The 19,557-nt window shown below is 44.2% G+C and carries 19 protein-coding genes; 5 read left to right on the forward strand and 14 right to left on the reverse strand.

Annotated elements, in window-relative coordinates; translation table 11 throughout:
- Nucleotides 1-118: 118 nt before the first annotated feature.
- The 13 genes from B3G15_RS06555 to B3G15_RS06615 all read right to left on the reverse strand — a co-directional run bounded on the left by B3G15_RS06555 (nucleotide 119) and on the right by B3G15_RS06615 (nucleotide 9,791).
- A complete protein-coding gene (locus B3G15_RS06555) occupies nucleotides 119-892 on the reverse strand; it encodes a hypothetical protein (protein WP_290719279.1) in 774 nt (257 codons plus the stop codon).
- Nucleotides 893-981: 89 nt separating this feature from the next.
- On the reverse strand, nucleotides 982-1,464 hold the full coding sequence (locus tag B3G15_RS06560; protein ID WP_290719281.1) for a DUF2691 family protein: 483 nt from the start codon (nucleotides 1,462-1,464) through the stop codon (nucleotides 982-984).
- 22 nt (nucleotides 1,465-1,486) lie between these two features.
- Nucleotides 1,487-2,119, reverse strand: coding sequence for a hypothetical protein (locus B3G15_RS06565; RefSeq protein WP_290719283.1), 633 nt, complete (start codon nucleotides 2,117-2,119; stop codon nucleotides 1,487-1,489).
- A gap of 15 nt (nucleotides 2,120-2,134) precedes the next feature.
- Entirely contained in the window at nucleotides 2,135-2,614 is a 480-nt protein-coding gene (locus tag B3G15_RS06570) for a hypothetical protein (protein WP_290719285.1), read from the reverse strand.
- 10 nt (nucleotides 2,615-2,624) lie between these two features.
- Nucleotides 2,625-3,800: an SMI1/KNR4 family protein gene (locus tag B3G15_RS06575; RefSeq protein ID WP_290719287.1), complete on the reverse strand. Its 1,176-nt coding sequence runs from the start codon at nucleotides 3,798-3,800 to the stop codon at nucleotides 2,625-2,627.
- A gap of 72 nt (nucleotides 3,801-3,872) precedes the next feature.
- Nucleotides 3,873-4,538, reverse strand: coding sequence for a hypothetical protein (locus B3G15_RS06580; protein ID WP_290719289.1), 666 nt, complete (start codon nucleotides 4,536-4,538; stop codon nucleotides 3,873-3,875).
- Between the two features lie 22 nt (nucleotides 4,539-4,560).
- Nucleotides 4,561-5,139, reverse strand: a complete 579-nt coding sequence (locus B3G15_RS06585; protein WP_290719291.1) for a hypothetical protein — start codon at nucleotides 5,137-5,139, stop codon at nucleotides 4,561-4,563.
- 1 nt (nucleotide 5,140) lies between these two features.
- On the reverse strand, nucleotides 5,141-5,863 hold the full coding sequence (locus B3G15_RS06590) for a DUF2750 domain-containing protein (protein WP_290719293.1): 723 nt from the start codon (nucleotides 5,861-5,863) through the stop codon (nucleotides 5,141-5,143).
- Nucleotides 5,864-5,892: 29 nt separating this feature from the next.
- Nucleotides 5,893-6,549 carry a hypothetical protein gene (locus B3G15_RS06595; RefSeq protein WP_290719295.1) on the reverse strand — a complete coding sequence of 219 codons (657 nt, stop codon included), beginning with the start codon at nucleotides 6,547-6,549 and terminating at the stop codon, nucleotides 5,893-5,895.
- 29 nt (nucleotides 6,550-6,578) lie between these two features.
- Nucleotides 6,579-7,118, reverse strand: a complete 540-nt coding sequence (locus B3G15_RS06600; RefSeq protein ID WP_290719297.1) for a hypothetical protein — start codon at nucleotides 7,116-7,118, stop codon at nucleotides 6,579-6,581.
- A 16-nt stretch (nucleotides 7,119-7,134) separates the two neighbouring features.
- Nucleotides 7,135-7,416 carry a hypothetical protein gene (locus B3G15_RS06605; protein ID WP_290719299.1) on the reverse strand — a complete coding sequence of 94 codons (282 nt, stop codon included), beginning with the start codon at nucleotides 7,414-7,416 and terminating at the stop codon, nucleotides 7,135-7,137.
- A 59-nt stretch (nucleotides 7,417-7,475) separates the two neighbouring features.
- On the reverse strand, nucleotides 7,476-8,468 hold the full coding sequence (locus B3G15_RS06610) for a suppressor of fused domain protein (RefSeq protein WP_290719301.1): 993 nt from the start codon (nucleotides 8,466-8,468) through the stop codon (nucleotides 7,476-7,478).
- A 573-nt stretch (nucleotides 8,469-9,041) separates the two neighbouring features.
- On the reverse strand, nucleotides 9,042-9,791 hold the full coding sequence (locus B3G15_RS06615) for a hypothetical protein (RefSeq protein WP_290719303.1): 750 nt from the start codon (nucleotides 9,789-9,791) through the stop codon (nucleotides 9,042-9,044).
- A gap of 270 nt (nucleotides 9,792-10,061) precedes the next feature.
- Here B3G15_RS06615 and B3G15_RS06620 point away from each other — a divergent pair, with 270 nt between their 5' ends.
- The 5 genes from B3G15_RS06620 to B3G15_RS06640 all read left to right on the forward strand — a co-directional run bounded on the left by B3G15_RS06620 (nucleotide 10,062) and on the right by B3G15_RS06640 (nucleotide 18,258).
- Nucleotides 10,062-10,301: a hypothetical protein gene (locus tag B3G15_RS06620; protein ID WP_290719305.1), complete on the forward strand. Its 240-nt coding sequence runs from the start codon at nucleotides 10,062-10,064 to the stop codon at nucleotides 10,299-10,301.
- Between the two features lie 108 nt (nucleotides 10,302-10,409).
- Nucleotides 10,410-10,796: a hypothetical protein gene (locus tag B3G15_RS06625; RefSeq protein ID WP_290719307.1), complete on the forward strand. Its 387-nt coding sequence runs from the start codon at nucleotides 10,410-10,412 to the stop codon at nucleotides 10,794-10,796.
- A 166-nt stretch (nucleotides 10,797-10,962) separates the two neighbouring features.
- Entirely contained in the window at nucleotides 10,963-12,855 is a 1,893-nt protein-coding gene (locus tag B3G15_RS06630; RefSeq protein ID WP_290719309.1) for a glycosyltransferase family 2 protein, read from the forward strand.
- Between the two features lie 145 nt (nucleotides 12,856-13,000).
- Nucleotides 13,001-14,572 carry a glycosyltransferase gene (locus tag B3G15_RS06635; RefSeq protein WP_290719311.1) on the forward strand — a complete coding sequence of 524 codons (1,572 nt, stop codon included), beginning with the start codon at nucleotides 13,001-13,003 and terminating at the stop codon, nucleotides 14,570-14,572.
- A gap of 164 nt (nucleotides 14,573-14,736) precedes the next feature.
- Nucleotides 14,737-18,258, forward strand: coding sequence for a CDP-glycerol glycerophosphotransferase family protein (locus tag B3G15_RS06640; protein WP_290719313.1), 3,522 nt, complete (start codon nucleotides 14,737-14,739; stop codon nucleotides 18,256-18,258).
- A gap of 243 nt (nucleotides 18,259-18,501) precedes the next feature.
- On the opposite strand, the gene B3G15_RS06645 is transcribed toward B3G15_RS06640, so the two are convergent.
- Complete coding sequence (locus B3G15_RS06645) at nucleotides 18,502-19,509, reverse strand: SMI1/KNR4 family protein (protein ID WP_069940498.1); 1,008 nt, start codon at nucleotides 19,507-19,509, stop codon at nucleotides 18,502-18,504.
- Nucleotides 19,510-19,557 lie beyond the last annotated feature (48 nt).

A 19,557-nucleotide genomic window follows, 5' to 3' on the forward strand; every position in this document is an offset into this window, starting at 1 on the left:
GCATCCTGACGACGCGTGGCATGGATTCGAACTTCTACCGTGACGACTTGACTCATCTTTGACACCTCCTTCATCATAATAGTCAACTCCATTATAGATTTACTATCAATGCATTTCATCAGGAAGAACAGTCGGGGACATGCGGTGTCTGAAGACACCCTGTCCCCGAACTCGCTATCATCCCACCCCTAAAGGAGTAGGCTTTCTCGCTCGTACATTCTGTAATGAACGGACTCGGGGCATGGTATGAGGGGAAAACCGTTGTACTGGGTGCGAACTGAAATTGTTGATCAATGACATACCATACCTTCTCATCCTCCGCTTGCGTCATCGGAATCCAGCTCCATGGTTTACCTTCACCAATCAAATCGAACGTCGCTTCTTCAGAGTATAGAACGGTGTACGCTTCTCCTTCAGATATCGCGATGATCGGTTCTCCTTGCACATCATGTTCCTTTATCCCTTCAAAGATCAAAGAAACGACTGCCTCGACATCAAGGACATGGTAAAAGATATTTGTCGTGCCACTGCCGATATCTCCGCCTTCACAGTAACCGTTTCCTGTATGAAGCAGACCTTCATCAATCATCTCTTCCATCATATGACGGCGCTCGAGCGCAGCTTCTGCCTGACCCTCGTCATAAGGGAACTGGACGACTAGTTCCGTATAATCTGTCTCGTTTACTTCGCGATAGCCTTGACGTTCAAACTCCTCGACCAACTGCAATATCTGTACACCTAATCGTTTGAAGCGCGAGACACGCATCTGTCTTACGTCTTCCGCTCTCACCCACGCTCCAACGATTCCTTGATGTTGAACGATGAGGCATCCCTCCGTATAGATTGTTTGGTAAAGCGTACCGGAGTCGCCTTGTTTTGTCAGTTGGATCATGAGTAGTTTTGCTCCTCCATCAACAGTTCGTAATTCATATCTCTTACCTTGAACGCTTACCGATTACATCTATTCGTCTGAACAGTGTCTTATTCAGCCCATACCGACAAACGAGTCAGAGGATCATTGTCATCTGTCACCCATTCGATTCCAGTATATCCACGTCTCACGGCGTTCTCATAAAATGCTTCGGATACGTGCTGCTCCTTACAATAGATATCGACGTACGTACAGTCATACACCAAAATCGCGATGTGACAATTGCTTTCCTGAAACCACTCATACGTCGTTCCCACTTCTTCAGTCTGACCACTTTGAAATGCAAACAATTCAGCAAAGATCAAGTAATTGCTTGGTCCCCTTAGCCATTTCGCTAGTTCATGTCCTGTCGCTATCCGATCGATTGAAAACTCTTCTAAACTGTCATACAAGTCCCCGTCCATGGTTTGGATCGGAAAATCAAAGTTACGAAGAAACCAGTCATACGCTTTCATCTCGATCGCACTTAGTATATCGAGCAAGACACGTCCCGGTTCATTCGGAATTTCAAACGATACGCCACGCAGACTCATCGAATTCCTTCTTTCTACATTGTTATAAGAAGGCTGCCGTATAAAAACACTGTAGTTCCTGTTCTTCACTCGAACTTCCCCACGTGCAGACGATATAACCTTGTGCGGTCAGTGTCATGACCATATCGACGACTGGCAAACCTCCACTTTCTGTTAAGCCGATGTCGAACACCTGATCAAGTAACTCCTGACAGTGTGACGGTCGATCATGATTCGCACAAATAATGATATACATAGCTGGAGAATCACTAATCATCTCGATAGCTGTTCTGAGCTGTTCGATACCAAATTCAGCAATCCCAACGTAGTACGGTTCTTTCCCCACTTGAACCGGTACTTCCATTCGGGAGGTGAAGCCATCGAGCGTCTCTTCTCGTTCGAGTAGACGCCACAGCTTGTAGTAATCAAAGATTCTTTTGGAATGGAACTTATTTCCGACACACACTACTACATAAAAGCGATAGGTACTCAACGCATGCTTTTGCTTTAGCTCATCACGGAACATCTCACTACTGATTTGTTTGAACTGGACGATATCTTCTGGAAACAAAAGCATCTCACCGACCACACATAGACAGCGAATTGATGAACTCGCATCCGCAAGCCATGGAAAGATGCGTGTCGCATCGCTATGCTCTTCAAGATACGTTTTCATGAAGTATCTCCTTTTTCATTCCCATTGACACGTTACGCTTTGATTGGTTTCAAATCGTAGATGTACGAGTTCATTTGTTTTGAGATTAGACAGTTTCAGCGAACTTTGAGCTTCATTCGTATAAGGCCATTCGAATCTGACACCTTCGATTTTCTTCAGTAAAAAATATGCCCAGTGCCGATTGTATTCATTTTCGGATAGGACATCCCATAACGCATCTTCACAATGATTCGCCTCGTAGACATATAATTTCATGACCGTGTTCTCCGATATCACGTGTAACCCCGCGAATACAGGAGGATTCGGAATTCGCGGTTTTTGAATGACCAATGTATAACCATCTTTTAGAAGACGATCCAAATGTTCGCGGCTATCCGGCACCTCCTCTTCGATGACGAAAGCCGGCAGTTCTCGGATGCGGATTGGCAATCCCACCTCATATTCAAAGGGATCTTCGAGTACGAGTAAGTCTTCACGGGAATAGATTATTTTCATGAGATCATCCTCACATTCTTTTATGGAGTGCTTTCAGATTACACGCGCGCCATGCATCACGGAGAATATCTTGGAAAGTCGTTGCCTTCGGTTTGAGTTTTAACGTTCTATAATCGAAGCAATAGACGGCTTCGTCTGGACGCTCTTTCAATACCGCATAGTATTCGTCCTGTTTAAACGACGAGCCAAAAAAGAAATACTTGTCACGGATTGCATCGAACTCGGTTAACGCGTATTCATCGAGACTGTCCGAGAGATTGCCTTGGATCTCATGCGATAAACCATTCCAACTCGTCAACGGAATACCGTTTAAGTTCAACTCTTCGGAAAAACGCACACCGTTACAGACTCGCAAAATATTTTTATACCACTCCGGAATCGCAAAATGATCGGTCTCGAATGCTTGGATGCGGGCTTCCGGACAAGGACTCTCCACGGACACTCGGTAACTTTGAATTTTTGGTAAGCGATCATACAAACAAAGCTCATGCCTTACCTTTTGCCCCTCGATTGGAATGCTGTACTTTAGTTTTTTGTGGTCTTTTCCATAGAATCTCTCCATGGAAGCTAGCACATTCGCCAGAAACCTATCATCAGCTCCTGATGGATTTCTTTCTTTCTTGATGATTGGCATTTCAACGTCTTCTAGTGACACGTCTTCCTCGTCATCGTGTTCTTCATAAGCCTCATGTTCTCCGAGGACGATCGCAATCCCTGTCGCGTTACCGTCTTCCCGTCGGACAAGGACTTCATAGTGTCCGTCCCCCATTAACTGAACGGCGACACCGAACGGAAACAGGAAGATCTCTTCTTCCATCATTTCGTCTGAGATCGCGATATAGAACGGGTCGATTTCTTCGTCGAACTCTAGCGTATTTCGAATCTCCCAATCGATGGCTTCCCGTCTCCCGTAATCCGCTGTGTTCATGACGACGAGCTGCGCTGAATCGACGACGACTAGATCGGATAACGGCTCGAAATCGGATGGATCCATCTTCGTTTCTTCATTCATTGTTAGGTAAAGCAAATTGATTGATTCGTACTCATCTTCGTCATAGAAGACCGTCCAAATCGAACCTTGTTCAACTGGAATTGTCACGTTGTATTCTACATCCGGCTCAAGGAAGGCAGGATCCGAGACAATCAAATTCCCTTTGTGACTTATAAACGTGCCTAGTTTTTTCATGGTGTATACCTCTTTCTTAAATATAACGGAGAGGACATTTCCAACTTGCTAATGCCATTGGATTAATCATACTTAATCCTTTGATTCTTGTTGCATCCGCCATTCCATGAATCCGATGGTTCGCTCTTGCCGGAAACGAATCCAATCCGTTAAGGTTTGATTCATCTTCTGCCATTCGTTAATACATTCCGATTTCAAAACCGCATCATCGAGTTGCTCGATTAGTAACCAAGCTTCTGTTAAGGATGCTGCATCCTCTTTTATTTCTCCTAAATACAAGTCTTCATCGAGATGGTGGAAAGAATACCAAAGTCCATACAAGTGATGATCAATCATTCTCTCGATCGCTAACTGCTCCCGTCTTCCCCCACGTGTAATCGCCTTTTGTAAATAGATGAAGCGGTCATCTTCATCAAAGAAAAGACCATACCAACGATACGGTCGGACGTCATCCGGCAACTCTTTCATCCACTTCTTCAAAGTCGGTTTTAGAAGACGTTCTTTTAGCGGATGAATCAATAGAAACGAAGCGTCTGTCTCTCCTTCACAGGTGGATAATAACCAATTCACAAACTTCCGCTGTCGCTCGAAGTTCCACGTATTCGCTTCTTCAATGAATCTATCCATATGTACTAACCACTCTTTGCGTAAGCCACGATTTTTGGCAAGAAGAGCGGTGTGAAGACGTGGTAGATCAGAAACGATAGGGTCTTGTAATAACTTATCTAGAAGCGGCATGTTTCATCTCCTTTTAAAAATGTCATTGCTCCACTTTCATTTGTTGTCTCGTTTTTCGAAGATGAAACCATAATAGTATTCCCGTACCTATCGAAAGAACCGGGAAAAGATACGGGATGTACGATTTCTGCTGATGAATCACGTGCATGAAAAAGTAACTAATGAAGCAGACAATTCGAAGCCATGTAGGAAGATAATCTTTACCGATAAAAGCTAAAAACATCAAGGGAATACCCATTCCAAATACTACAATTGGTAAGACAGAGAACGGTGTCACGAACTGAAACAGACCAAGTCCCACCAGAAGATAGGCGAACCAGGACGTCCGTCGTCGAAACTTCTCGCGTTCCTTTCGTCCAGGTTGTATCCCGTAAATATCATCCTGCTTGTATCCTTCCGCTTGCTTTTCAGCAATCAGTTCCTCCATCCGTCGTTTCGCTTGACGCCTCGTCGAGTACTGTTCTTCCTTCTCATCGCTGACATCTTGATCAAGCTTCCATTGCTCGGTGACACCGTGATAGGTCTGGATTGTTCGACCATCACGATACAAGTACCAAAAGTACGTAATGCCATCCACCTGTTTACTGAGTGTCTGAATCATGTTAACCCTCCAGATCTGCTAGGACATCTTCTGGATCTAGCTCAAGTCCGACGAGCTCTGGTCCCCAGTTCAAGCCACAATACAGTCCATCGTCAATCATGTTCGGTAACCAGCCATCCATGAATAGATCCAAATCCAAGCGAATCAAGTGATAGTCCGCCCATTCCTTCGTCTGTAGCGCTTTCGCCGCTGATTTCGACGAAAAGAATAACAATACATCCGATTCCTCTTGATTTGACGGGCAATAGGCCCAACCCGACTGTTCAAATTTTGATAGACCATAGACGGCGCCTGTCTCGATGACTGTTTGTACGAAGAGTTCTGCTTGTTCTGCACTGCGATCCACTTGTTGTTCCTTTTCGATGAATATCTTCAACGTTGGTGCTACCGAAAATAATTCTTGTTCCTCATGATCCCATAAGACGATTGTCTCTGTATCCGGAAGCTGATATCCGAGTTCATCACCTGTTCCGTCACGTGCGATTCGTAAGAAACCGGATGGGTAGTCCTCCGCATCCGTCGTGTTAACACGAACAAGGTCGTCCCATGTCCGCTTGATATACTGCTCGTCCTTAATCGGATGAAACTCCCATTCACCGACGCTGAACTTGTTTTCGCGCTTGTAGCAGTTTCGTAGTTCTTTCGGAAGCTCGAAACCGAGTTCTGCTTCTACCTCTTGTAATCTCTCTTCTGTGACACCTGGTAAATTGATTTGATATGTCATCTATATGACTCCTTTGATCTTAAATTAAATTATTTGTAGGTATTTAGTGCATAATCAATCTGATAATCCGTTGGTAAAATCGCTTTTAGCTGATCGGCGGTTTGAAAAGCATCTCCATTCGAAAACCACATGAAACCGAGCTCATCATGCGATGGAAGGATAAACGGCAATCTATCACGTGCATCAATTACATGCGTATATTTCGCTTCTTGAAAAATCCATCTCCCAGAAGTCTTTAACTCAAACTTAGGTCGTGCGAACGTGACGAGGAACGTTTCACTATAAGCAGTTCGAAAGAAGGACTCTTTTAAGACGAAATGCAGACCATTCACATCCACCACTTCGATACAACAGTAAAAACTGGTGCGTCGCTGATCACCTTCGTACCGTGGATGTTCATGGTATACGAATGGTCGCAATTTTAAACGCTCTAAAAGGTCCATTTCATCTTCTCGAAGCTCATCAAAATTAGTCGTGATATATAAAGGAAAATAATTGAAGCGAACTAGCGTGTCATATAATACTGCCTCCGTCAATTCACTGGTAAAACTACCTACTGTATGGTCATAACACATGATTTCGTAGATAGTTTGCAATGGACCAAGCACGTTAATTTCGGATGTCTGAAGCATACGTTGGACACTCTTCGACTGAAAAGAATATTCGTCGATTGTCAGCTCGTTCATACTGTATCTCCAATCTGTGTCGTCATCGTTCAATTTTTCCGGTTAAAATTCTTGCCTATGGGATAAAGTCCGGTCAAGCGTCTGCCATAATGAACTTTTGCCTGTCCCATTCGGATTTTCTTCAGATTAAACTGACCCTTAAAATAATCAATGACAGGTTCAACGATATAAGACGGCTCCAAGATATGAAGGACGAATTCGATCGCTTCTGGACCAAATTCATCTTCAACAAAATACCCGTTTCCGATTTCAAAAAGAAAACCGTTGAGGTCTTCTTCAATGCTCGAACGATGCTCAAAGATGACATCATACTCTGTATCCTGACAAAAGATCTCGACGACAACTTCGTGGTAATCCGCTTCTTGAACGACCGAGTATCCGTCCTTTTCTTTCTCTGCTACGAGCTCCCCAATGTAAGCATCTAGATTAAAAAAGCGCGAGAACTTTTGCTCGCTCATTGGTTCTTTCAATCTCTCTCCCATGATGCCGTGAAACGTATAGAGTGTCCGTCCATCCTTTTCGAACAGCCAAAAATGATTCTGACCGTTCATTGGTTTGATGAGTTGCATGAAGTTCCCTCCACTCTTATAGGTCTGCGAACAATTCGCCATTCAGCTGGCGAATCATCGTATCGTTCGGTAACTGTTGTCGTAGTCGTTTCGCCCAGTCCGTCCGAAGATCATAAGCGAAGTGTTCTTCGTTCGATAGCAGATAAAGCATTGTTCCATCATGGCCGACAATCACGACGGTCGTATCTTCCGGATAAACGAACCGATCTTCTAAGACACGTGTTTTTCGGTACATCGTTTCGACCTCTTGTTGAATCGACAAGCGATTGGAATACGAAAACATGAACAGTTCGTTCATCGACGCAACTCTATAAGCGTGTTCAAGGATGAGTTCGAGCATCCTAGCATTTTCAATCTTTACCGTGAAAAAATGACTCTCACTTGTCGATGTTCGTTTTCCACGTAACCAACCGTTCGTTTGTTTCTGTCTAGACAAGACATGTGAAGTGAACGACATGTGAAGTGAACGACATGTGAAGTGAACGACATATGATGTTGCGAGAAAAAAGCCCTGTTGTCTTTGTCTTCCTCTTCAAAAGCAAAAAAGGTCGCGTAGATCGGAAAACGATTTTGATGATTTAGAAAATCAAACAGGAAAGTTTCATTTTGATCTTTATCGCCTTGTTCTCCCGATTCAACACTCATGTGATACGCCTTCGCTAACGGTCCATTTAGTACTAGCGGTCGTTGGATCTCGTCTTCAAAAAGGGCGTCGGTAATTTCGCATTCGCAAACGAATACCTCCCTGTTAAAAATCGATTCTTCAATTCCTTCATCGTCTCCCACGAGCGGATGTCGCTTTAAATTAAGCAGCTGCATCTCAGTTTCATATAACATCTCATTAAATTTCTCAGCACCGTATTGTTTGATGTAAGCGACTTCCGAAGCAAAGATGGGTACTAACCAGACTGGTAACACCGTCTCCGGTTCCCCGAATGCCGCGTTCCCTTTATAGACTTGAAATGATTCTTCAAAGTAGAACGGTGTCGTCACGTATAGGGCAGCGAAGTCGTACTTCGATAACAACCCAACCGGCATCGGTAAGTACTCGCCTAAATCATAAGCGTGTCCAGTCTTTAATGCTTCCAGCGTCAAGCGATAGATCAACTCAATTAAATCCGACTCGGCATCTTGTTGCATGACAGATAGCATCACTTCTTGATGGATAACGGCACCGTTCTCGAATTGCAATGGGTGATGCAATAATCCAAGTGATGTCACGGTATTCGCATTCGCAAACGGTGCATTTTGAAACTGCAACAATTGAATCGCATGATCTTGTAATTCTTCCATCTCAAGGTGACCAGTACTTTCACCACAATGGGCTTCTAAGTGTTCTATGTAATTCATATTTTTATATCCTCATTTCATGACATTAAAAAATGTCATTTTCAATAAATTTCTTCTACCATATATTATATATTTCATAATACAATTTTGGGATTTTTTATTTTTTCCTAGTGAAGGGTATCGTGACATCTGAAAACGACAAAAATGACTCCGGTTCAATACCGAAGCCATCTCATAGCAACGTAAAAAGATAAAGCGACTTTTTAAAATGTTCATCCGTTAGGCTTCACTCACATGTACCGTTTTCGTTTGTAGGACTTTCCTTCGATCCATGTCCAAATCCGAATTGATAGGTAAACATCAATTATACCAATGATTAACGCAACGACAATCATGAGAACACCATTATTACCAGAAACGAATAGAGGTGATAAAATTGTAAAAGTAATACTCAAAAGAATTGGCAATGTGATACCCATCCAAACAGAATTAAACAATAGTGCCTTCCACATCCACATCATCCTTTTATGTGTAATAGTTGGTCTAAGTGTAGCATCTAATGAACAGAAAAAACGAATTGCATGTTAAGAGCGACTCTATGTCGCAATCACTTGATAAAAAATAATGCTTTCTTTAAGCCTTTATTTTTTGTTGCTTAATCAAAACAGAGTCATCATTCTTCCGGTAAATTTTTGTTCGTAATCTATCTCCCACCGTGTTTATGATGATGTCGATCGTATTCTCATTTTCCCAGTACAATTCATATCCATATAAAGAGATAGGGTTTAATTTACTTCTTAACGGTATAATGACTGATTGCGGTAATTCAAATACACATCCGTCATATAGGCTTTTCCGAGACTTCATATCAGTAATCACTAGAAACAAAGTTAGGTTAACAGGTGTCAATTTTGCTTTTAGAGTAGCTCTCATTGTTTTCGTTTTGTTATTTTTCCTGCCTATGTTCTGTACGAATATAAAGTTCTGTTCATACACATAATTTTCTATTTTATTTAATTCATCATCGGTTATACATTCTCGGAATATTGAATGTCTAATTCCTTTTAATAAAGTATTCAACGTTTCTTTTAAAAAATCTAAATTCTTTTTTGACTTTAATTCCTCCATCTTAGTTTCTTTAAAATAATATTCGCGTCCTTCATCATTTTCACTTCTGATTTTTAGTTTTTCTTCTTCTGTTAAACTTTCATAAAAAATAACATAAAGCGAACTGTATTTCGGAAATTGTACCTTTAATTTTTTCAACATCCTTTGAAACATAAAGATCAATGGTTCATTTTTTGAATCAAAATAGTTGATATCCAACTCATTATTTGCATTTTTCTCAAAATATAACACTTCGAGTTCTAATATGATTTTCACCTCTCTTAAAAGCTGTAATTATATGGTGGATTCACCTTATATCCTAAGGCACTTTTTACTGATCTAGACGAAAAGTATGCCTCAATTGGATTGAACAGATGTATAAGTACGGGTAATTCCTTTTAAATTTTTTTCGAGATCTCTATATATCAAAATCCAATTCAGTTGATATATTCCATTTTGATTACAATTCAAAATTAACACGTTTATATGTAAGCGTTATCATTATACTGTAAACGATACTAATTCTTTATTTAGGAGTTGAATCGAATGGATACGGTCATCAGTCATTATTCGAAATTCAAATGTCCGCGTTGTCGCGAGAAATTCAAAGATGAGATCCTTATTGAAGATTTACATAGTGTATCGTACGAGGAGCGACGTTTAGGTGTTGAAATCCAGTATGATTTCTCTTCGGAAGTCGCTTGTCCGAACTGCCACCATCAATGGCTCATCGAAGGAAACGTCTGGGAGTATCCTGAAGGCGTCATCGATGCGATTGAACTATAACATGCCCACTCTAAAGCACTTCCCTATTTCTCAAGTGCGCTACATATGAAGCGTTGCCTTGATGTACACTATCGTTAAAGCAAAAGTGTATTTCGGAGGTGTTCGCATTTGAAAGTGAAACTTTTATCGATACTGCTCTTTCTGGTAATCTGCCTAGCAGGATGTAGCGATTACGATCAAGACGGAAATACGACAAGCGAGAAAGCAAAACAGAAATACGATGCTGCTATCAATCAAGTCATTAAATCTGAAAATCAATACTTGAAGAAACAACTGGTTGATCGACAACTAAAGCGAAATTCTGGAGAAACGGGCGTCATCGTCTATGAGGATCAAGATTTAATCGAAATCTATTACGACCAATCATCTGGAGGAGAAAGAGCCATTTATCAGAAAAAAGGATCTACTTACGCGCGGAAGAAGTATACGAAACAAATCAGCCGTAAAATCGATGACTCTGAAAAAAAATATCTTGAGAACATTGGAATCAAGTAATTTCAATTTTTTATGACCGCGTTTAAATGGTCGATGACTCCCTTCTTTGATCGGGTCATCGTCCTTTTTTGTATTTTCTCACCTTTCTTACGCTTAAGAGCATCCATTTTGTGGTACAGTTCAAATGGTATTTTTTAAAATATTTTCTTTAAGGTGGGAATTACTGTTGGGAAAAATTGTTTCAATCATCATTCCTGTATACAATAAAGCGACGTATCTCTCGACTTGTATCGCGTCGATTCAGGCACTCACGCTTGATCATTCAACGATGGAAGCGATTTTCGTTGATGACGGTTCGACCGACGAGTCGTTATCGATTCTCCAAACGGCTGCAGAAACGATGGATTTCATTCGCATCATCGCACTCCCCGAAAATACGGGAAGTCCTGCCCATCCGCGAAACGTGGGAATCGAAGAAGCGACAGGTACATATGTCACGTTCTTAGATGCTGATGATCGCCTCGATCCGGTCGGATTCCCGCAACTCGTCGCGCAAGCCGCTTCAAACGATGCCGATATCGCATTCGGTCAAACGATCAAACATACCGACACGTCGATTCAAAAAGTTGGGCGGTTCGCATCGTTTACGACTGCCAATCAGCTTGTTCCATATGAAATCGACAAAGTATTTCGCGCGGTTGGCCCCCCTGGGAAAATCCTGAAGCGCTCCATCTTGATCGAGCATAACATCCGGTTCAGCCCGATGCAGTTCGGTGAAGATAAACTTTTCTTCTTCGAAGCCATCTCCAAATGTCAAACGGCTTCGATGAATCCAGCACCGGTTTATCACGTCAACCGATTCGCGATGAATGACTCGTTAGTCGGACAGACGAGCATCTTCGAGAAGACGACCTTTAATTTACAGGTGCTTGAGAAAACGCTTGAACTGGATATTCCGACAGTCGCCAAGACTCATGCCTTGAGCCGTCTGATCGAGATGGATTTCCTCTCCCGTCTGTTCAACAACAAACGGTTCCTTGAGCATCCGCAACAGCAGACTTTCTTTGATTTATTCGGTGAAATGATCACCATCTTTGAACGTCATGGTGCAGATCCAGTCGATTTCATTTTCGATGACATCTTCCAAAAGCAGTACGCTTTGCTGCAGCAACAAGATTATGACAGCTTCGTCACCTTCATCACGCTACTCGTCCAAAAACATAAAGCCCGGCGCTATGTATCGGAGAACCGTCTTTATTATAGAATGCCGGAATCACTACACCATCTCGGACCTGTCCTTGAGCCGTTCTTTGCCACGTATGCAGGCACTCGTCTCGTTGATGGTGTCTTCTATGAAGTCGTACAATTACTCAAAGACGACACGGCTTCGGTCGATCAAGTTCTCTTAATCGCGCCTAACGATGAAGCAACGGAAACCGCCGTTCCGTTCCATATCGAAGGGACTGAATTATTCATTTCGACGGAGGCACTCGAACGACAGTCACATCCATTCCAATTGATGCTGATCCATGACGACTATCATCCGTTCGTCGTCCGGATGACGTTACCGAGTAGTGTCAATGGGATGCATCTGCATTACCAGCAACTTAAAGTCGAATTTCGTCCAGCGGAACCTAAATCACCGTTACAGAAAATCGATGCGACGAAGTATCATGTCGATGCACCGACGCAAGTCGTCGTGCTCGAGAAAGCTTTCTTGTATGACGATTTGGAATTCGAGCATAAGCAGACAGCACTTGAAGTCGGGCAACTATTGAAGATCACCGATCTACAGATGACGCTTGCTGGTACACCACGACTCGTCACGGCTGATGGTGCTTATGTCACGGCAAACAAAAAATACGTCCATCTTCCGCCTATGATTGATGACGAGACGTATCTGACTGATCTTCCGACAACAGTCCGGATTTTAAAGACTTGTAAACAGTATGCTGATCGTGACTTTAAAAACGAACTACCGACAAAAAATACACCGGGTACAGTTCTTTCGATTGAGAAGATCGTTTTGTCATCGAAAGGCACCCCACGCTTGAAAACGGCTCAGGATACGTACATCACAGCCAATCTTTCATTCGTTCAACCCATTCATGAAGCTTAACGATATGCCTAGGGACATCTTCATTTCATCCCTAGGTTCCTTATTATTCCAACATTGTATGCTATAGTATGGGCAAGGTTCACCAAAGAGATTCACATTTCATGACGCTCATTAAAATTGTAAGCGCTATATAAGGAGATGCCCTATGAAACGAGATTTGTTTTTTACATTGAATACGTTAGCGACCCAGCGTGGCGGTTTATCAAAAGCAGTCATTAAACGAGCGAATGCGATCATCGCAGCTGATCCGGAGCGAAACGTGACGCTCGTGACGTTAGGGATTCAACCGAATCTTGAAACGATTCATCAAGAAATGGTCGAGGCACGGTTGCTTGATCCTCGCATCCAAGTCGTCAACGTCATCAATTTTTTAGCACGTCGCCAGGCAGACAAACGGTCCGTCGTCTCTTCGAAAGCCGAATTGATTCCACGCTGGGAAAAGCGGTATACGTTGTTCCTCGACGCGAGTCGCGCCGAAAAAGATTCGTATCGGTTATTCGACAATGGTACATACGTCCAGTACGCCCGGTTTGATACTAACGGTCAGCTTAGCTTCATCGATTATTTTTCAGAGAATCGTCATCGCCTGCGCCGCGAAGAATATCTGGATAACGGTCAGTTGGTGCAGACGATCCAGTATTCGTTTACGTCGAACAAGCCGGTCTCTCGCTCCTTCTTCCATAGTGACGGGACGTGTTATTTAACGATTTGGCATAAAATCAATTCAGCGGACTGGAGTCATCTGTTTTATTTCGAAGCCGGTCAGGAAAAACAGTTCAATGATCCGGCGACCTTTAATACGTTCGTCTTGAATAAGCTGTTAGGTCAGCATGAAGCGGTCTTGATCTCATCCGAATACCGGGATCGTCTTGCCAACCTACCGAAAAAGAATTTAGATGCGGTCATCTTGGACGTCAAGCATCCGAATATCAAAAAAATCGCCTTCGGACACAGCAATCACTTCGTCTCCCCCTTCAACGGGACGGCAACGGTCAGCGGTGTCTGGGATACGTTATTTGGTCGCATCGACGAGTGGGATCGAGTCATCACGGCAACTCCTCGGCAACAAGCACATATGACCGATCAGTTTGGTCATCCGGAGACGTTCCATGCGATTCCTCACGGTGTCGGTGCGGTGCCGGAAGCGGATTATACGGTTCTTCCTGAACCTGATCCGAATCGGTTCATCGTCGTCTCGCGCATTCAAATCAAAAAGGATGTCGCTGCCAGTATCCGTATCATGCGGAAGATCGTCGACCAGCATCCAAATGCTTTCCTTGATTTCTATGGCTTCGGTTACAACGATCAGCTCGAAAAGGATCTCCACGCGTTGATCAAGGAACTGTCACTGACGAAACAGATCCGATTCAACGGATTCATCACGAACATTCAAGACGCCTATCATGGCGCCGTCGCGACGATCTTCACGTCGCAATCTGAAGGGTTCGGGATGGCAATCCTTGAGAGCATGGGTCATGGTGTTCCGGTCATCGCCTATGACATCTGTTATGGTCCGCGTGAAATCATCGCGCACGGGACGACCGGTTATATCGTTCCACCCGGTGACACGTCAGCTTTTGCAGCAGCAGCGATCCGCTTGATGGAGCAGCCCGCTCTACGCCGTCAAATGGGAGAAGCCGCCCTGCACTCGATCAATCGGTTTTCTGATGATCTCTTTACGACAAACTGGTTAACGCTTTTGAGTGAGCTCGACTAATCGGTTATTGACCTTCTCCTCTGTGAGAAGGTTTTTTTCGTCTATCCACCAAAGTCCGTATTGTTTTTCAAAATTTGGGATGTTTTAGCTATTGATTGTGATAGAATGCTAATGGAAGATAACGCTTTCATAAAATATCACCTAGTAGGAGGTCCCTTGATTCCATGCTGTTTAAATCTGTTCTCCGGGTGCTCCAATTCGGGCACACTGTACTTCCGAAGAAACCAAAGAAACTTAAACGATCGGCGTTAAAAGAGTCGTTACAGATTCAATCTTCGCCGACAGACTATACGCTATCCGGTCAATTAAACGATCCGTTGCTGACGATCACGTCGTTACTCATTCGCGATCGTTTGCAAGAGACGGTCCTTGAAGTGCCGAACCAACAGCACGATCATCGCTTCTCTTTCCAACTGCCGCATACGCTCGTCTCTCAGCTGAGTCAACACGCTGCTCAGATGCAGGATGCGGACGTTCCGACAGTCGAAGAGGACGGTCTCGTTGAAATCGAGTCTGTCGAAGCCGATCAAGAGACTGCCTATCCAGTCGGTCGTTTTTCACTCTGGCTGACGTTTACGAAAAAAGTCGAACACCTCACACCAGAGCAAATACACAAATGGGAGTCTGACGGCTTACCGAGTCATGCTACGCTCGATGCATCCGTCTTCACCCGCCAGATTCTGCTAGGACGTTTCGTTGACACGCAGATTCCCGCGCCGCTCGTGCCATTGATGGATGAGACGTTCAACGAATTCGTCCAGCTGTATACCGATCTAAAAGGCAACCTGCGACTGTTGTTGAATAAAGAACCGCAGACGAAGCCGAAGATCCAAATCGATGCGGTCCGCAATGAGACGAAAGCGACGACAATCATCAGCGGGAAAGCCTTTACGCGTCACGCGTTCATCAAGACGGGACGTTTGCTCCTCGTTCACCGGGAAAGTGGCAATCAAGTACCGGTCCCAATAGATTGGGTGTACCAAAATGAGACGAGCGCGAAAAAATTCGGATTGTATCGCTATCACTACACGGCGACGATCCACTGGTCGCAACTCTATCAAGCAGCGCAATTACAAGAAGGGGTGTATGACGCCTTCGTCGCGCTCGACTTCTATCACCGGTCGGAACCAAAATTACACCGTCTCGGTCGCGCCCGGTACATCACGCGTCAACTGACACCGGAAGCGTTAGGGAAAGATGATACGTCGACGATGCACATCATCCCGTACTACACGGTCGGTCACCGGAATCTATCGTTTGAGATGACCGAGTTTACGAATGAAAATTACGCCTATCTGAATCATCTGATGACGTTCGCCCCGCTCTACCGGCTGTTTGCCGAGAAGAACACGTGGCTCGTCGGAGAACGTCCCTATAAAGCGCAGGACAATGGATATCACTTCTTCAAGTATATGCGCGAGACCCATCCGGAGCGACCGGTCTATTACGTCATCGATCCGACGTCGAACGAATACGCACAAGTCGCTCCGCTCGGAAACGTCTTGCCGGTAAAATCGAAGGAACACATCTATCACTCGTTGATGGCGAAGAAGGTCATCGGGACACATCATGCGGAATACTTGTATCCGCTCCGGTCCGAACCGTTCAAACGGAAGATGCGGGCGGATCGTGTCTTCATCCAACACGGGGTTCTCGGAACGAAGAACATGAATGACCAGTACGGCAAGTTTGCCGCTGCCTTCGATACGGATCTGTTCCTCGTCAGTTCCGAGCGTGAGAAACGACTCGTCACACAAGACATGGGCTACGCTGAGCGAGAGGTCAAAATCACCGGTTTGTCTCGTTTTGATGCCCTCTTGAACGACGACGTCCCAGTCAAACGTCAGATGCTCGTCATTCCGACGTGGCGCTCGTGGTTACAGACGCCACTCCAGTTCTTCGAATCGGAATATTATCAGCAGTACCAAGCGTTCCTATCGAGTGAGCGTCTGCATGCATACGCAAAACAACATCGTCTCCAAATCGTCCTTTGCCTGCATCCGAACATGCAGCAATATTCGAGTCACTTCGAGAACTTACCGATCACGGTCATCCATCAAGGCGAACGTGATGTCCAAGGGTTGTTAAAGGAAAGCCTCTTGCTCGTCACTGACTACTCGAGTGTCGCCTTTGACTTCAGTTTCTTGAAGCGACCGGTCCATTACCTGCAATTCGACCCGAAACGCTTCATCGGTCCGCTCGGTTCGTATCTCGATCTCGAAAACGAATTACCGGGGCGGATCTCGAAGACGATCGATGACTTGTTCGAGGATCTCGATGCGACGGCACGCCGTCATTTTGAGATGGATGACGAATTCAAACGCCGCGCTGACGTCTTCTTGACGAAAACGGATACGACCTATTCCGATCAGGTCTATCAAACAATCGCGAACTATACGAAGCAGACGAGTCTTTTAGAGAAGATTCAGACGAACGAAGCGGCGAACATCCTCTTTAAGGTCTATCGTCGTAGCCGGTTCTACTTCCCGACGATGAAGGCAGGATATCGACTCATGCAACGCGTCTTACCGGTCGACCCGAAACTCGTCGTCTTCGAGAGCGGACTCGGTAAACATTACGCGGACAGTCCTCGCTACATTTACGAAGAACTGAAGCGACAAGCGCTCGGTTATAAAGTCGTGTGGATCTATAACAAAAAGCTCTATCTTGGTGATCCGAACGCAAAAGTCGTCAAACGCCTGTCTCCTGCCTACTTCTATTACATGGCGACGGCGAAGTTCTGGGTCAACAATCAGAACTTCCCGCACTACATGACGCGGCGGAAAGAGACGAAGTACATCCAAACGTGGCACGGCACGCCGTTGAAGAAGATGTTGTTCGACTTAGATGAGATCCATGGACGGGATGAAGGTTACGTCGAACGAGTGACGAATTCGATCGCGCAATGGAGCGTCCTCTTGTCTCCGAGTCCTTATGCGACGAACATCTTTAGAAGTGCATTCCAGTATAGCGGTCCTGTCGTCGAATCCGGTTATCCGCGAAATGACCTCTTCTTTACGGCGAATGATGAAGCAACGATCGATCGGATTCGGACGCAGTTGCAACTACCGGAAGGCAAAAAAGTCATCTTGTATGCACCGACCTTCCGCGATCATCAATCGCTTGGCAAAGGGAAGTTCTACTTCGACTATCCGTTTGATTTCGACCGGGTCGCGGAAGCGTTAGGCGATGAGTACGTCTTCTTGATTCGGACGCACGTGCTTGTCACGAAAAAACCGAAGATTCCAGTACAGCACCGGGAACAATTCATTGACGTGACAGCCTATCCGGATATTCAAGAACTGTATTTGATCACGGATCTGCTGATCACGGACTATTCCTCTGTCTTCTTCGACTTCGCGAACATGAATCGACCGATGATGTTCTATGCGTATGACCTTGACCTCTATCGGGACACGCTACGCGGATTCTATCTCGATTACTACAACGATCTTCCGGGACCCATCTTAGAGACGGAAGAGGCTTTGCTTCACGCCTTATCGGACATTCCGCGTCTGACGAAAATGTATCAAGCGCAACTCGATACGTTCCGTGCGACGTACGGTCCGATGGAGGACGGCTTCGCCGCTTCCCGCGTCGTCGATGCGTACTTCGGGACGAATCCACAGGTTCGCACTGAAGCACTCGAATTACGTGAACAACCGGACGGCAGTTATTCTGTTTAATTGTTTCAATCTGTTGAATAAACGCTCCCTCTCAAAACAGACGGTTTCATTCTTTCAACCGTTTATTTTGAAGGGAGTTTTTCTGTGTTTTCGTTCAGCCCTTCTGCATGGTCCATACGTTAAGTGATGCTAAGAATAGGAAAACGGCTTGAGTCCTTTTGAATTCTGGACTCAAGCCGTTTCATTACGTTGCTTATTCGTTTGACGGAAAAATCGAGCATTTACGTAGTCGATCGGATGATATCAGCTATTGACCTCAACGGTGTCTTGAATAATGTAGTAGAGAAAATCGGAGAACGATTTGAATGCATCACGATCATCATAGTCTTCTTCCGGTACGTTCACTTCTCGATACACTACTTTAGGCTCACCATTCACTATATTTTTGAAATCAAGACACGCATAAAATTCCTCAAGATCATCAAAATAGACAGCCACTAGATGTTTTGAAAGAGCATGCTCAAATTCTGTTGGATGATACAATTCGAGATTCGTTTTTACTAATTCATCATTGAACATCGTAAAAAACTGGTTGTCTCCAAAGATACCCCCTCCGAATTCTTTCATGAATGTCACGTAACTTTCAGGTAAGGTGACGTTTAACTCTTTTTCAATTACCTCGACTTCAGCGTCCGAAATCCCTTCTCCAAACTCAGATAACTCTGGATGTGCATGGATCAATGCTTTTGCTTCGGAATAAATATCCTTATGCTCCGTCTTGATCGCACTCACCTTTTCGATTGGAGTAGAGGATTCGTCCTCTATATCCTCTAAATACGTTGACACGCCACTATCACACACTTCAAATAATCTTTCCGTAAAGGAATCTGCATAATATGGTTCATCATCACTTGGGTAAAAACATACTTTTGCCTCTTGATCATTGTAGGTCAAGGCTTGTAAGTCTAGACAAATGAGCGATGAACTAAAGTCTTCCATTTGTATTCCGATTAAATGTGAAGGAACTTCACTTTGAGATTTGCTACGGAGTTCCTCGTTATATTTTTCAAGTCTAAATACAAGATCTAACTGGTTGTTTGATGGACTGATTCCCCAGATCTCTTCATCATGCGTAGCCAGATAACTGAATTTTTTTAGAAATTCTTTGTACATTGGCGGAAACGTGACCTGAAGACGATGTTCGACTTCAAGAATCTCATTTTCCGTTGACCCATTTCCCACTCTGAAAGCTTGTGGGTATTTTTCGATTAGTTTTAAGCATCGATTAAACTTTGCCGTAATATTTGCCATGGTTTCTTTTATTTCCTCCTCGTTAAGCTTCACGACACGCTCTAAATT

Source organism: Exiguobacterium sp. UBA1053 (genome assembly GCF_002316465.1).
Lineage (GTDB): Bacteria > Bacillota > Bacilli > Exiguobacteriales > Exiguobacteriaceae > Exiguobacterium_A > Exiguobacterium_A abrahamii.